At 43.7% G+C, this 15,247-nt stretch carries 10 protein-coding genes and 1 riboswitch; of the genes, 5 read left to right on the top strand and 5 right to left on the bottom strand.

The annotated features are described in order from the left end of the window. Nucleotides 1-11: 11 nt before the first annotated feature. The gene (gene lysC, locus AC3D28_RS09595; protein ID WP_488534628.1) at nt 12-1,364 is read right to left on the bottom strand and encodes a lysine-sensitive aspartokinase 3; all 1,353 of its coding nucleotides are present in this window, start codon (nt 1,362-1,364) and stop codon (nt 12-14) included. A 105-nt stretch (nt 1,365-1,469) separates the two neighbouring features. Continuing rightward, nucleotides 1,470-1,647, bottom strand: a riboswitch (Lysine riboswitch). A gap of 222 nt (nt 1,648-1,869) precedes the next feature. Here lysC and AC3D28_RS09590 point away from each other — a divergent pair. Continuing rightward, the gene (locus AC3D28_RS09590; RefSeq protein ID WP_098414678.1) at nt 1,870-2,991 is read left to right on the top strand and encodes a pyridoxal-phosphate-dependent aminotransferase family protein; all 1,122 of its coding nucleotides are present in this window, start codon (nt 1,870-1,872) and stop codon (nt 2,989-2,991) included. 56 nt (nt 2,992-3,047) lie between these two features. Here AC3D28_RS09590 and AC3D28_RS09585 read toward each other — a convergent pair whose 3' ends face one another. The 4 genes from AC3D28_RS09585 to AC3D28_RS09570 all read right to left on the bottom strand — a co-directional run bounded on the left by AC3D28_RS09585 (nt 3,048) and on the right by AC3D28_RS09570 (nt 9,558). Continuing rightward, nucleotides 3,048-4,841 carry a PglL family O-oligosaccharyltransferase gene (locus tag AC3D28_RS09585; RefSeq protein WP_488534627.1) on the bottom strand — a complete coding sequence of 598 codons (1,794 nt, stop codon included), beginning with the start codon at nt 4,839-4,841 and terminating at the stop codon, nt 3,048-3,050. Nucleotides 4,842-4,908: 67 nt separating this feature from the next. After that, nucleotides 4,909-7,731 carry an excinuclease ABC subunit UvrA gene (gene uvrA, locus AC3D28_RS09580; RefSeq protein WP_488534626.1) on the bottom strand — a complete coding sequence of 941 codons (2,823 nt, stop codon included), beginning with the start codon at nt 7,729-7,731 and terminating at the stop codon, nt 4,909-4,911. Between the two features lie 149 nt (nt 7,732-7,880). After that, a complete protein-coding gene (galU, locus tag AC3D28_RS09575; RefSeq protein ID WP_098414681.1) occupies nt 7,881-8,753 on the bottom strand; it encodes a UTP--glucose-1-phosphate uridylyltransferase GalU in 873 nt (290 codons plus the stop codon). 160 nt (nt 8,754-8,913) lie between these two features. Continuing rightward, nucleotides 8,914-9,558, bottom strand: coding sequence for a LuxR C-terminal-related transcriptional regulator (locus AC3D28_RS09570; protein ID WP_098414682.1), 645 nt, complete (start codon nt 9,556-9,558; stop codon nt 8,914-8,916). A gap of 413 nt (nt 9,559-9,971) precedes the next feature. Between AC3D28_RS09570 and AC3D28_RS09565 the strand changes: the two genes are divergently transcribed. The 4 genes from AC3D28_RS09565 (at nt 9,972) to AC3D28_RS09550 (ending at nt 15,093) form a co-directional block, all read left to right on the top strand. After that, nucleotides 9,972-10,208, top strand: coding sequence for a hypothetical protein (locus AC3D28_RS09565; RefSeq protein ID WP_488534625.1), 237 nt, complete (start codon nt 9,972-9,974; stop codon nt 10,206-10,208). A 126-nt stretch (nt 10,209-10,334) separates the two neighbouring features. Continuing rightward, on the top strand, nt 10,335-11,135 hold the full coding sequence (locus AC3D28_RS09560; protein ID WP_488534624.1) for a tyrosine-type recombinase/integrase: 801 nt from the start codon (nt 10,335-10,337) through the stop codon (nt 11,133-11,135). Beyond that, nucleotides 11,135-13,261, top strand: a complete 2,127-nt coding sequence (locus AC3D28_RS09555; protein ID WP_114323957.1) for a hypothetical protein — start codon at nt 11,135-11,137, stop codon at nt 13,259-13,261. Before AC3D28_RS09560 ends, AC3D28_RS09555 begins: the two co-directional genes overlap by 1 nt. A gap of 8 nt (nt 13,262-13,269) precedes the next feature. Further along, entirely contained in the window at nt 13,270-15,093 is a 1,824-nt protein-coding gene (locus AC3D28_RS09550) for a site-specific integrase (RefSeq protein ID WP_114323958.1), read from the top strand. Nucleotides 15,094-15,247 lie beyond the last annotated feature (154 nt).

The following is a 15,247-nucleotide window of genomic DNA, read 5'->3' as shown; positions in this document are numbered from 1 at the left end:
GATATAAAGTATTATGACTCAAACAGTTCAGTATGCAGTTTTTGGATGGCTTGTTTCGACACTGACTCATGAACAAGGAAGCACAAGTTATGAGGGCTGGCACCGTAACAAATCATACGTAGGTTAAAATCTGCTAGCGTACCGAAGACTTGTTTCGCATAACCTTTGCTCTCGCTCATGTTATTACCAATCAGAGCAACGAGGCATAAATCGTGTTCGACTTCTACTTTACACAGCGCTTCCAGTTCTTCACGCACGGCTTGTGGTAGTTGAGGGGCCCCGCCTGACGTATCCGTTTGATCCAAAGTTAACGAGACACTGATTTCTGATGTTGTGATCAAATCGACTGAGATTTTGTGTTTGGCTAAGATCTCAAAGACTTTTGCCAAGAAGCCATACGCGTGGAACATGTTGGCACTGCGGAGTGTCACCATCGTTTGGTTGCAGCGTAGGGCCAGCGCGCGGAAAAGTGGTGAGCTTTCGACTTGATGACGAATCCAAGTGCCGCCTTTCTCTGGTGTCTTCGATGAACCAACAAACACAGGAATGTCATGGCGAAGTGCAGGAATAAGTGTTGAAGGGTGGAGGATCTTTGCACCAAAATTGGCCATTTCTGATGCTTCGCTAAAGCTGATCTCGGGGATGGGTGAGGCCTTTGGCGCAATACGGGGATCGGTGGTGTAGATGCCTGGCACATCGGTCCAAATTTCTAAACCCGCCGCTTTGACACTCTCTGCGATTAATGCGGCACTGTAGTCGCTGCCGCCTCGTCCCAATGTGGTTGTATTGCCTTGTCCGTCAGACCCGATAAAGCCTTGAGTGATGACGACAGATTTGTGACACAGTGGAACCAATTTTTCTTGTGCGAGCTCTGAAATCATTTCAATGTTTGGTTCTGCGCGGCCAAAGCTGTCATCTGTTCTTAAAACGTCACGGATATCGAAGCGAACGGCTTGAATGTCACGTTCACGCATCAATTGAGCGAGAATATGGGTCGACATCAGTTCACCACATGCGACCAATTGATCGGTCAGCTTGGCGCTGGTTTGAATGGATGCGGCTTCGGCCAGACTGGTTACGGTATCGAGAATGGCATATACCTCAGTGGAGGCTTCAGAGCCATCTTTGAGCTGAGCTAAAACGGAATCATGTATATTGGTCAGCTTTTGAAGTAACTCGGAGCGGTGTGTTTGGTCTTGCACGCCACTTGCCAACGCAACCAGTAAATTGGTTACACCTGAGCAAGCACTGCTCACCACTAAGCGAGTATTTGGGTTGTTTTCAATAATGCTGGCGCAACGACTCATTGCCTCAAAGTTGGCCACACTAGTCCCACCGAATTTAGCTACGTTAAATGCACTCACTGCGTTCTCCCACGACTTCCTAAAAAATAATATGTACATCCAATGTTTAGTGAGGAAAGGAACAGAGCAAAAAGAGAGGTATTTAGAATGTCATTTGAAAAACTCACCCTCAGAAGCTCTTCATCAGGCGGCGCTGATGACAGTTGATGGGACTCAACCCAGTCAACCGACAAGTCAAATCCTGCAACTTTGACTTACCTCGGCACTACTCCCCCTGAATAATTGGGCTTGGAATTGCGGTTCCACCAATCATCTACCTGGGTAGTGCTCCTCTTCTACATAAAGCTCAAACATTGAACGGTTTTGCCGAAGTAATGTCAATCAATATTTCAACCATGATGATGTTTTTTATTAACGAATTTGTGACAGTGGTTTGACCTCTATACTTACGGCTAATTGCTGAGTGAAGGAAAATCGATTAGGGTAAAAGCTTGATGCCTGAGCCACCTTGTTGAATAGAACTTTTATCATGCTCAGGATAAATGATAGCAATCAAGGAGCTGACATGCCGATCCAGAGCTTTATTCCCCCTCATCGTATTCTCATGGGACCTGGTCCTTCTGATATTTATCCTCAAGTGCTTCAAGCATTGAGTCGTCCAACGGTTGGCCATTTAGACCCTCTTTTCATCGCGATGATGGATGAGTTGAAACAGCTATTGAAATACGCTTTCCAGACGGAAAATGAATTCACTATTGCGGTCTCGGCGCCAGGCAGTGCGGGGATGGAAACCTGTTTTGTTAACTTAATTGAAAAAGGTGACAAAGTCATTGTGTGCCGCAATGGTGTGTTTGGTGAGCGCATGCGTGAAAACGTGGTTCGTGCTGGGGGAGAAGTTGTTGTCGTTGATGATGAATGGGGTACGCCAGTTTCTGTTGATAAAGTGGAGCAAGCACTACAGCAGCATCCTGAGACAAAAATCCTCGCTTTCGTACATGCAGAAACTTCAACCGGCGCAGTGAGTGATGCTCAAACTCTAGGGAAACTAGCGAAGCAGTACAACACATTATCGATTGTTGATGCGGTCACGTCATTGGGCGGTGTGCCGCTAAAAGTCGATGAGTGGCAACTGGATGCGGTGTATTCGGGAAGTCAAAAATGTTTGTCATGTGTACCTGGTTTATCGCCAGTGACGCTTTCTCCTGCCGCAATCGAAAAGATTCAGTCAAGAACCTCACCAGTACAGAGTTGGTTCTTAGACCAAAGTTTAGTGCTAGGTTACTGGAGTGGCGAAGGCAAACGTAGCTACCACCATACTGCACCAGTTAATAGTTTGTATGCGCTGCACGAAGCTTTACTGATTTTAAAGAACGAAGGTTTGGAGAGTGCCTGGGCTCGTCACCAATTAATGCATGAAAAATTGAAGGATGGCTTACAAAAGCTTGGCTTTGAATTTGTAGTGGAAGAGGCTCATCGCTTACCTCAGTTGAATGCGATTTATGTGCCAGAAGGGGTCGATGAAGCAAAAGTTCGTACGCATTTGTTAGAGACGTACAACTTGGAGATTGGCGCGGGATTAGGAGCATTGGCTGGAAAAGCGTGGCGGATCGGTTTGATGGGCTATGCTGCTCGACCTGAAAATGTCGCACTGTGCTTAAAAGCCTTAGAAGAGTCGCTCACCGAGTAGTGTTAATCAAAATATAAATAAAAAAGCGAAGGTTCTCCTTCGCTTTTTTATATGACTTAATTCGCCATGACCGATTCAGGCCGAGATATGCTCGGTGTCGCCGATTGCGCATGTGAAGGTGGTTGGTAATTGACTTGGCTAAAGTCTACGTTCGGAAATAGGAATTGCGCTTCAGTCCGTACCTGCTCAGCTTTGCTACTGTCGTTTAGACCTTGATAGGCGAGAATCAAATTATTATAGAAAGCAGGACGTGGTTTATCTTTAATGATCGTGAGTGACCAGTCGATGTATGGCTGAATCAATGTTGGGTCTTGCTGGTATAAGCCGATGTTCAAGAACGTGCTGTAGACATCCCAGTCGAATCTATCTTTCCAAACAACTGGATTGCTGACTTGATTGAGAATATCTGGGTTGGTCGGTCGTGTGGTTTCGAACTTCGTCAGTATATAGTTGGTATGTAGAGCGCTCACCATGTAGAACGTAAATACGGTGGGAAGTATTAAACTCAAGACTCGTAGCAAGCTTTTTGTGATGTGACTGAATCCTACTTGTCGGTAACGAGAGACGCGCTGATCTACCCAGTAAATAAGCAGAATGAAGATCAACCAATGCACTAAAGAATGATAGAAAGGGTATTCCAGCTGCGAGTGCAAGACCATCGGAATAAACAGTGCAAGTAGGGCAAGACGAGTCCCTCGCTTGGCTTGATAGATGCGATACAGTACGAGCATCATGGCTAAGAAAATGCCTAATATTGGCAATAATCCACCTTCAACGCCCCAGTAAAGTAGTTCGTTATGAGGATGATCCATTGCAGGTAAACCCGCGGGATAATGCTCGTTTAGTGCATGTTGGCGAGCAGTATACAGCATATACTCCGACTCAAATCGGCCATAGCCATAGCCGGTGAAAGGCTTTTCAATCACCATATCTAAAGTTTGAGGGAAAGTGTAAGCACGAGGTGACTCCATGTTCACTTTCTCTGTCGCTAAGCCGCCGCCGTCAGGAAAGGCAATGTGCATCACAACAACCGATAGTGCTAGCCCTGTCGCGAGAGACGAAACCCAGCGGACAAAGCGTCCTTTTGTCGCGAAGCGGTACATATACGGAATGAGCAATAATACGGCGATAATCGATGCTAACCAGCCAGTACGTGAAGCCAATGCCACAATCAATGGCAAAGTTAACACGGGCACTGCATAGAGCAGGTAAACATCACTCAATTTTCGGTCGTACTTATAGGGCTGGCGCGCAAGCAAGTAACTCGCAATCACCAATCCAGTTGCGAGAAAGCTAGCCATTACATTCGGCTGCTGGAAAATACCATAGGGACGGTTAACCATTGTATTGTAACCAAATGGATTACCCGGCTTGAGGTAGAGGTATTGCGTCAAACCGAAAATGGCTTCGATGACAACGGCCAAGACGATGAACCACAACAAGCGCTGACGGTGCTTATTACTGAAATGGAACTGTTGCAACACAATAAAAAACAGCAAACCACTCCAAAGGCCAATGAGTTTATTGGCCGCCAAACTACTATTCGCATTCGGATAAAAGACGGGTACAGTCATGATCATGACGCTAATACACAGCCCAATGGTCAGTTTGGAGTAACGTAAAACTCGGTTGCTGGCGAGTTGATAACATCCAATACCTAGCGCAAAACTAAAAGCAATCCAAGTTGTCGCATTGAATGAAAGAGCCAAGCCTGAACCGCCAGGATTAGGGATAAAAAAGTGCATTGCCAACAAAAACAGTGTTGCCAAAGCAAAGATAAACTTGCGATTGAGAGGAATTTGTACTTTTTCAGGAGAAAGCTTCGTTCCACTTACATGTATAGTAGCCATAGTTATTGCGTTGTTTTGAATGAAAAAAGACCAGCACTTGCTGGTCTTCGTACTTTACCTGTTTTTTCTACTTCAACATAGGTTTAAGGAAGTGAGCTGTGTGTGAGCCCTCGATTTGCGACACATCTTCCGGTGTTCCTTGAGCAATTATCTCTCCACCACCCTGGCCGCCTTCTGGCCCTAAATCGATAAGCCAGTCAGCAGTCTTGATAACATCTAAGTTGTGCTCGATCACGACCACTGTATTCCCGTGATCACGCAAGCGATGTAGGACCGTGAGTAACTGTTGGATGTCATGGAAGTGAAGGCCAGTTGTTGGCTCATCTAAAATATAGAGCGTTTTTCCTGTATCGCGTTTCGATAACTCTCGTGCTAGTTTGACACGTTGTGCCTCACCACCAGATAGCGTGGTTGCTGCTTGGCCAAGACGTATGTATGACAGGCCAACGTCCATTAAAGTTTGCAATTTACGCGCAATAGCTGGAACTGGCTCGAAGAAAGTTCGCGCGTCTTCGACGGTCATCTCGAGGACTTCATCAATGGTTTTGCCTTTGTAGCGTACTTCCAAGGTTTCGCGGTTATAGCGCTTTCCTTTACATCCATCACACGGTACGTAGACATCCGGTAAGAAGTGCATTTCTACTTTAATGACACCGTCCCCTTGACACGCCTCACAACGGCCACCACGCACATTAAAACTAAAACGTCCAGGTTTGTAGCCCCGTGAGCGTGATTCTTGTGTACCGGCAAACAGTTCACGGATGGGGGTAAAGATGCCTGTGTAGGTGGCTGGGTTCGAACGAGGTGTGCGACCAATAGGGCTTTGATCGATATCGATCACCTTATCAAAATGCTCAAGCCCTTTAATGGATGTGTACGGTGAAGGCTGGGCGGTAGTCGCGCCGTTTAATTGGGTGTGAGCTATTTTGAAAAAGGTATCATTAATCAACGTTGATTTACCTGAGCCAGATACGCCAGTAATACAGCTAAATAACCCGACAGGAATCGACAGATCGACATTCTTAAGGTTGTTACCGGTGGCCCCTAGCAGTTTGACTGTTTTTTTCGGATCTCGGGGGGTGCGCTCTTTGGGGATCGCAATTTTTTTAACCCCACTTAAGTACTGACCTGTGACAGAGTTCGGGTTGGCGATAACTTCTTCGAACGTCCCTTCTGCGACAACGTGGCCACCATGAACCCCCGCACCAGGGCCGATATCAATCACGTGATCGGCACTGCGAATGGCATCCTCATCGTGCTCGACGACAAGTACAGTATTACCAAGATCGCGTAGGTGAGTCAGCGTTTTTAGCAGACGCTCATTGTCACGCTGGTGGAGACCAATTGATGGCTCATCCAACACGTACATCACACCTACGAGGCCTGCGCCGATTTGACTTGCCAGACGGATACGTTGTGCTTCACCACCTGATAAGGTTTCCGCACTGCGGGATAAGTTCAGATAGTTCAAACCAACGTTGACGAGAAATTGCAGACGATCGTTGATCTCTTTCATTATTTTTTCAGCGATTTGAGCGCGTTGTCCTTCGAGTTTTAAAGAACGAAAGAACTCAAGTGTATCCGCAATGCTAAGCTCGACAATCTCTGGAAGGGTGGTATCGGCAATAAAAACGTTACGTGCTTCCAAGCGTAAACGGGTTCCGCCACAGCTAGAACAAGATTTGGTTGAGATATACTTGGCTAACTCTTCACGTACGGAATTAGACTCGGTATCACGATAACGACGCTCTAGGGTATTCAGAATGCCTTCGAATGGATGACGTTTGACGCGAATATCACCACGGTCATTGATGTATTTAAACTCAATGTCGGTACGCCCCGATCCTTTTAAAATCACATCTTGGGTTTTCTTGGGCAGCGAATTGAATGGGGCATGTAGATCCAACCCATAATGATCCGCCAATGATGTCAGCATTTGGAAGTAGTAATAGTTTTTTTGATCCCAGCCGCGAATAGCGCCTTGTGCCAAGCTCAGCGAATCATCTTGAATCACTCGGCTCGGGTCAAAATACTGCTGTACACCTAAACCATCACAAGTGCCACAAGCGCCGGCAGGGTTGTTGAACGAGAAAAGTCGCGGCTCCAATTCTTGCATGCTGTAACCACACTGAGGACAAGCGAAATTAGCCGAGAAAATAATTTCTTCGCCGTCTCCCTCCATGGGCGCAACCACGGCGATCCCCCCTGAAAGCTCAAGTGTTGTTTCAAAAGACTCGGCTAAACGCTGATGTAAATCTGGACGTACTTTAAAGCGATCCACGACCACTTCAATGGTGTGTTTTTTGTGTAATTCTAGAGTTGGCGGATCGGAAAGATCACACGTTTCACCATCAATGCGAGCGCGGATAAAGCCTTGAGCAGCAAGATTTTCAAGTGTTTTGACATGTTCCCCTTTACGCTCTTTGACGATGGGGGCTAGTAACATCATTTTGCTGCCTTCAGGCATCTCGAGCACCTTGTCTACCATTTGACTAATGGTTTGAGCGGCAAGAGGGGCATGATGGGTCGGGCATCGAGGCTCACCGACACGGGCATAAAGCAGGCGTAAGTAATCGTAGACTTCGGTAATGGTACCCACGGTTGAACGAGGGTTATGAGACGTTGACTTCTGTTCGATAGAAATTGCAGGTGATAAGCCTTCGATAGAATCGACATCGGGCTTTTCCATCAGAGACAAAAACTGGCGAGCGTAAGCTGATAGAGACTCCACATAACGTCTTTGCCCTTCAGCATACAAGGTGTCGAAAGCGAGAGAGGACTTACCGGAACCGCTTAATCCAGTAATAACAATCAGTTTGTCGCGAGGAATTGTAAGATTAATGTCTTTGAGGTTATGGGTTCGGGCACCGCGAACTTCTATTTTATCCATCGTTTTTGCTCTATGTATAACCAAGTGGGACAAGTATTACATAGTGTGAGAAATGTGCAAAGAAAAACACTGGACAAAAAAACAGTAAAATAAAAGCTCGGCATGGTGCCGAGCTTTGTGAATCGTTATCGCGAAATAGGACGAAGAATTTATACCGCTTTTTGCGTTGCGTGCTTACCGAGCTCAGATGTTTTCTCATCTTTTAGGTACAGATTTTCAAAGCAGTAGTTTGTTGCTTCGATATAGCCTTCGACACTACCGCAGTCAAAGCGTTGACCTTTGAATTTATAAGCCAATACGCAACCTGCTTTTGCTTGTTTGAGTAGCGCGTCGGTGATTTGAATCTCACCACCTTTACCTGGCTCTGTATTTTCGATTAACTCGAAGATATCTGGAGTCAGAATGTAACGGCCGATAATGGCTAAGTTGCTTGGCGCGGTGCCTTTTTCTGGTTTCTCTACCATGTCATCTACGCGGTAGATATCGTCTTTGATCATTTCACCTGAAATCACACCATATCTATGTGTTTCTTCTTCTGGGACTTCTTGAACCGCAACGATTGAACAGCGGAATTGCTTAAACAATGCAACCATTTGAGCCAGAACGCCTTCCTTTTCGTTGACACAAAGGTCATCAGCAAGGACTACGGCAAAGGGTTCGTCGCCGACCAACTCACGCCCAGTCAGGATAGCGTGGCCTAAGCCTTTCATTTCACGCTGACGAATATAAGTGAAGTGTGCGGATTCAATGATGTCACGAATGTCTACCAACAACTCTTCTTTGTTGGTGCCGCTAATCTGATGTTCCAGCTCGTAGTTCTTATCAAAGTGGTCCATGATCGAGTGCTTGCCACGACCTGTAACAATACACATGCCGTTCATACCAGCTTGGATTGCTTCTTCAACACCGTACTCAATTAACGGCTTGTTCACTACTGGCATCATCTCTTTTGGCATTGATTTAGTGGCCGGTAGAAAGCGTGTGCCATAGCCTGCAGCAGGGAACAGACATTTTTTAATCATTGGGGGAATATCCTGTCTCGTTATTATCAAGAATCTGCGGGCAACTTTACCACGAGAGGCACCAATGAATCATGAATAAAGTAGGCAAAAGTGTGAGGCTGAGTACGGAAACAAGTATAAACGACTCGCCAAATTAGCGACCAGAGTCGCCGGCATAGCGTTAAGACATCAAATTTTGATCTGCCCAAGCAATGGCTTGTACGCGATTCTTAACCGACAGTTTTTTGAATATCTGATACAAGTGAGATTTGATCGTAAATTCACTGACAAACAACTCTTCCGCCATTCGGCTATTCGAAGCGCCGGCTTGTAAGCAACGTAACACTTGTAATTCTCTAATGGTAAGGTCCACCGTCGCAGGCGCAGTATGCGTGTTAATGACATTACGATAATAATGTAAAAGCTGGCTAGTCACATTGCGTGGTAACCAGTTTTGACCGTTAACAATCCCTTTTAAACCTTCACCAACTTGCTCTAGAGAGTCCTCAGTATAGAAGAGTCCTTTGAGTTGTCCAAACGCCAGTAACTCGTCAGTGGTTAGACGCTTTGGGACATTAAAAATAACCGTTTCAAAATTTTTCCACACCAGCGGCAGGTTTTTTATCGATTGAACGAGGGATTTATGTTCACTGAAGTCAATAAGGAGGATTTTGTTGCGGTGCAGTGGTTTGGCTTCCATTAATGCGTCTGCCGAGATCACCGGAATACTCATGTCAATGTACTTCTCGAATATCGCGACTTTTTTGTCCGCGTTATCTTCCATACTGATCAGAAATAGCTTTCTTGCGTAAGCCGACTTTCTCACGTGTTTCAATCTCCTGACAGTCAATAAAGACCATAAATTGGCATTAAAGGCGGGTTATAACCATAGTTTTGATGAATAAATGCGTTCCAATTCAAAGCTTCAGGAAACGATGTCTGTAAAGCGTGTCAAAAATGCTACATGTGAAAGTTGAATAGCGATTGGGGTTCTAGAGGTGAACTCAATCGAACCCGTGGTATTAGACTTTAATCAAAACATTAAAGCGTGCTATTCTAATGCGCTAAAATTTTATATATCCAGAGTCAAACGGAGCACATCATGGCCAGCCGTGGAATTAACAAAGTTATTTTTAATCATCACTAATCTACTATACGAAAATACTATATACAAATAGATTGCTATAGCCTAGACTTAATCTCTCAATAATAGGTCATTGGATAGAGAGGGAGAGGTCAATGGCACATATCCGCTGCACGACCAAGCTAGAAATTAATGGTTCGAAGTTAGATAAATTCCCTCTCATCATCACAAATAATCTCAAGGTTCATATCCTCTCATTAGAGTTCTTCCTCCATAAAAGAACTTCAGTCCAAGCAACAACATTATTCACATATGCGCAACATATAGCGGATTTTCTATCTCAGCTTGAAGTTGAAAACGATGGGCTTACTTGTGAAGATCCCGAATATTGAGAGTGGGATGAAATTGATGATAATTGGATAGAGGCATATTCTGCCGAATTAATCAGTCGATATGAATCTGAGTCTGATAATAAGAAAAACTATGTTGGCAGCCTTTTAAGCACTGTGGTTGGTTACTTGAAATGGACGCAAACCTCAGGCTATACCATCAACCTTATTGGTATTGGTGAAGATAACCGTATTAAGTTGAATACTTCTAGTTCAAAAAAAGGCGATCAAACAATACTCCCTCTAGCCAAAAAACTCTCAAAGGAAAAATCGCCAAGGCGCACAGCACCTAGAATGGACTGGATTGATGCAGTTAAAGCTAACCTACAAGTCAAAAGTGGTGAACTCTGTGTACGTGATGAATTAATGATTGATTGGTGTGTTGGGATTGGTCTTCGGGCGCATGAAGTTTGTTCGCTGACTATCAGCCAATTACCATCCAAGAAGTCGGCTGAAGATGCCTATATTAATGAGCAAAATGTATTTATAAACATTGTTATTTCAAAAGGGAGTAAGCCTAAAAGGGTGCCTGTGAGTACGCTTTTGATTAAAAAGACATGGGATTTCGTGGAGATTGACAGAGAGCGGGTTCTTTCTCAAGTTAAGAGTAAAGCAAAAGAACAGCGTATCCCATTTGTTGATTCTGGCATTTTATTCCCATCTCAAACGACGGGAATAAAAATACACTCCCGAACCTTTTCTAACAAAATACGAAAAGCATTTTTGAAGGCTGTAGAGGTTGGTGAATTAGCTGAAGACCAAGTTGTGTGGACGCATGGTCTTAGACACCGCCATGCGACAGACGTGCTCCAGGGCTTGGATAATAAAGGCGTGAAAAACCCAGAAAGGATAGCTAAACAGTCTACTAGACACCAACATGAAGATATGCTTGAAACATACACAGTTTCAAGGTTCCATGAGGATATCTAATGGCGACAAGAAAACTGCAACGCCGTAAGGTTGGTCCCAAAAAGAAAGCAACAGTAACGCCGATATCACCATCTGGTCGTTTTGAAGTATACCTAGGTAAGGATACAAGCACGATTCCATGCTTAGATCTCATGGATTTGCATGATGGAGAGAAGATAATCCGTAGCTTAAATCTCTTTGTACGAGGTAAGCGGCCTACTTCGGCAAGAGGTGAATCAAACGAGGTTTTAAGTTATTTAAGGTTTACTCTTGGATTTTCTGGAGTAGTCAACACTGCAAGTTTGGATGCATATATTGATGAACTTAGTTCTAATCCTTCTATTCTTTACACGACTAAGTATCAGAAATATTCGACCATTAAAAAATTCATTGAGTATCTTAAAGAGAATAATGTTCTACCTGATGAGATGAAAGTTCCCGCAGGCTTCGACTCATCTAAGATTGCTAAAAACTCCAAAAAGTCATTTCCTGAGCTTGCAAGACACTACGTAGAGGATGACAGTAATTTTGATGGAGAAGATATCAAAAAGGTCGCGGAAGCTTTTGAGATTGATTTGCGGGATGCTCGGGCATACTCTTTTGCTCTGGAGTGTATAGATACTATACATAGAGAGTCTCTATCCGCAATTTCTAAGCTAGAAAGTGACTGGGATTTTGTTCAGTCGATTATCGACCAACTTACTACAGAGCATGTCGCTTTTTATCAAAGTGTTGATGGAATTAATGATTCTGCTTTTTTCAGAGAGCGGACTGCTCAAGAGGCAATTGCAACCTTATATGCTAAATTTGGTACGGCCATTCCATCTACTAAATATTGGCCGTCAAAATTAGAAAGTTATTTTAGGTCAATAGGTTGGAATAAGGTCAGCTCTAGGGTTAAACGATTATTTAAGGGGGAACCTGTCGAAATAGAGGATGCAAAACTACTTGCATTCGCCAAGGGGCTTTCTGAAAAGCAGTTGAGTGAGTATCGTGACCTTGAGGACTTTAGCTACCAAAACCCTCGTTTCGATTTGAGGACTATTGAGCACGCTATTGCCATTTTATATGTACAGCGAGGGAGAATACTTCCCGACTCTACTCAATGGCCAACTGCTGTAACAGATTATCTGAAACGCAGAGGTTGGGTTCCTTCACGAGTACGAGCTTCGCTCTTCCCCACTACTAGGTCTGTGTTGCCGTTTATCGTAGGTTTACTTTCGTATATCGATTTAAGTCCTAATGTTGATACTGTTGCCCAATATGCACATTTAGGTTCATTTGTTCCCGCTGAAGAAAAGGGAATGGTCAGGGTTATTCTAGATAAATTCAGAGGGAAACCACTTGATAAGTCTTTCAACGCTGATGATGAAATTATTGCTGCCTGTGTTAGGTATGTAGAAAGAGTAAAGAACTTCTTACTCGATGCAGGTGAGTTTGGCCGTGAAGTTCTTAGAATGGAAAAACCGCCCCTTTTTGTTCAGTATACGGCCACTGCATCAGTAACAAAGGCAGAGGAAACTGCAACCTTAACAGCACCGCACGTTTCAACCGTGACCGATCTAGTTCGAGATTTCATTAGCGACACATCTGTAAAGCACCCTATCCTTAAAGAACTAAGTAATGCAACTGGGGAAAACTTTCGACCAACCAACGCGCTGATTTTAAAATTATCTGGCGAATCTTCAGCTATGATTCAGAGGATTCTAAACCATAGCTTCTCATCAACAACAGATCTGTATACAGAAAGGGTTTACACGCAGACAATCTTAAAAACTAAGCAAAAGAATTTCATGCAGTATCTGGTTGACAATGCTACTTCGCAAGAATCAAAATTGAAGTCAGATAAATCAAAATCAGAAAATGATTTGTGGGATGTGTCGTCAGACGGAGTTGATGAGTGGCTAAACTGCGATGCTCAACGTTTTTGGTTTCACGATGTTGAAATTATCTCTGAGTGGGTAGCTTGGGAAAAACAAATATCTGACTATGAAGAAGAATTGAAGTTCAACAACCCTAAACGATGGAGTATCTATTGGCTCCCTAGATTAGCAAAATACAGAAGTATGTTGTCTCTTGTTTCCAAAGCTGAGTTAAAAATTGCTGCTGAGAAAGCGGCAGGTATTACATTACCACCGTTATCATAGAGGGCAGAATGGCAGTTAACGAATTTGAAAAAGTTGTTTTGGATGAATCCGAGAGAGAGTTGCTCTCTGAAAGTCATCTGGATAATGTTTTTGCAAATCAATTGGGTGGCATTAACCACAGTGAGGGTGGTTCATTTGACTGGCTTTTGAGTGGATATTCTGAAAACACTTGGAGGCTAAAGCCCCACATTGAATCCGAAGAGCCATCTAAGTACACAGTTCAATGGTTTTATGATGACCTAGAAAACATGAGTGGTTGGAGTTACTGGGTTGACGTATGTAAAGATGTCTGTGTTGCAAAAATGAACAGGGAAGATAGGTGCAAACTTAAAACAGGATCGCTAGCGGGATATGCCCGACATTTAAGAAGCCTAGCTCGCTTCCTCTATATCAAGCGAAATTGTAGTCTTGTGGAAGATATCTCTCTTGATGATATCAATGCTTACAAACAGGCTCTGATAGAGCGTGAGCTTAGCTCCTCCACTTTGGAATCCGCTGTAACCCCTCTCCACGATTTGTACTTACTCCGAGGTGGAATCAAGCAGCCATTAAAGTTTGATCCGTTCTCCTCAACGAATAAAACACAATGGGCCAAAACTAACGGAAAGGCAAATGGACATACTAAAACGTTAGTGCCTAGAGAAACTTTTTACCTATTAAATGAGGCGATTAAGAGAGTTTCTAATTCAAAAAAAGACTTGTACCTCTTAGATATCTACATGGGAATTAGAGGGACTGGAGAAGAATTAGATAGGGGTGTCGCTGATAAATTCAAAAGACGAACAGGGGAGAGTTCAGGTGTATTGATTAAAAGGATTCGTGAGTTGTACGGCGCAGCACTAGTCGTGTGTTTTTTGCTGACCGCTGAGAGGAAGCACGAAGCAGCTTTAAGGGATGAATCTGATGTTGTCGATTTACTTGAATCTGAGTTAGATATTTTAGTTGGGGTAGAGAAAAAAACTTCAGGTTCTATTTCAGGTAAAAAAACCGAAGTTGCTGTTATTCAAGAAGTTAAAGATGCTTTCGGTGTGATCATGGAAATTACAAAATACACTAGGAGTGTTGCTGGTACTTCGAAAGTTCTTCTAAAGTTACCCATGGCACATTGTGTTTCAGGTCACAATCAGAAGCACTACTATTTATCGAGCAGACCGATGTATTCTCTCTTGACGTATTTTGGAAAATCGTGTGGTTTCGATATTCCTCTTAGACCTCATATGTTTCGCCGTGCTTACGCTATGATCTGGGGCTGGCGCTATGAAGTTGGGGATCTGCACGAACTTTCTAAGATGCTGAAACATAACAATGAAATTTTCACCAAGAGATATACGGATGATGAAGATATCTGGGAGTTTATGCCTGATGCTCATCAAAAAATAGCGTTTGATATTCTGAATAGAGCATTCTCCCAAAAGATTAAAGTTTCAGGAGGAGCATCTAAGACCTTGGAGCGATATAGCCGCATCATCCAAGTAAAATCTAAAATACTCAATCCAACGGAAATTGCTCACTTCATTGATGACCTTATAAACTCAGGTGAAATAACTATAGTTGTTCATGCTGACGGGTATTGTGTTTTCACTAAAGATACAAAGTGTCATTCAAAGTGCCTCGACTCCAATGGTGAAATTGATGAAGCTCTAAGGGAGGAGTCTCGTTGCGCTGGATGCCCTAACCTTGGGATTGATGATCGTCGTGAAGCCTACTGGCAAAGAAGGATAGAGCTTCACCAGCAAGTCATTGAAAATAGTACAAAGCCTATGTTAGTAGAGAAGTCGAAGCGTTTTATCGCTGATATCAAAAACTCTCTGGCTATACAATTAAATTGCTAAGTTGTACTGACTTATACACAATCTGACACCTATGGTGGTGAAGCGTGACCTAGTCGTACAGACTGTCCCTTATGCCACCAAAATCGCTTTTGGACAATAAGATGGTACGCCCCACACCTGCACTACACTCAGCTATGTCGCTGAATATGGGAGG

It is taken from the genome of Vibrio sp. TAP-3B (assembly GCF_057784735.1).
The sequence above is the reverse complement of the archived record's forward strand: the minus strand, read 5'-3'. Positions and strand labels throughout refer to the sequence as shown.

Bases quoted from the DNA above. Each gene is read 5' to 3' on its own strand.
- AC3D28_RS09590 (WP_098414678.1), top strand. From the start codon at position 1,870: ATGCCGATCCAGAGCTTTATTCCCCCTCATCGTATTCTCATGGGACCT.
- AC3D28_RS09565 (WP_488534625.1), top strand. From the start codon at position 9,972: ATGGCACATATCCGCTGCACGACCAAGCTAGAAATTAATGGTTCGAAG.
- AC3D28_RS09550 (WP_114323958.1), top strand. From the start codon at position 13,270: ATGGCAGTTAACGAATTTGAAAAAGTTGTTTTGGATGAATCCGAGAGA.
- galU (WP_098414681.1), bottom strand. From the start codon at position 8,753: ATGATTAAAAAATGTCTGTTCCCTGCTGCAGGCTATGGCACACGCTTT.
- AC3D28_RS09555 (WP_114323957.1), top strand. From the start codon at position 11,135: ATGGCGACAAGAAAACTGCAACGCCGTAAGGTTGGTCCCAAAAAGAAA.
- uvrA (WP_488534626.1), bottom strand. From the start codon at position 7,731: ATGGATAAAATAGAAGTTCGCGGTGCCCGAACCCATAACCTCAAAGAC.
- AC3D28_RS09585 (WP_488534627.1), bottom strand. From the start codon at position 4,841: ATGGCTACTATACATGTAAGTGGAACGAAGCTTTCTCCTGAAAAAGTA.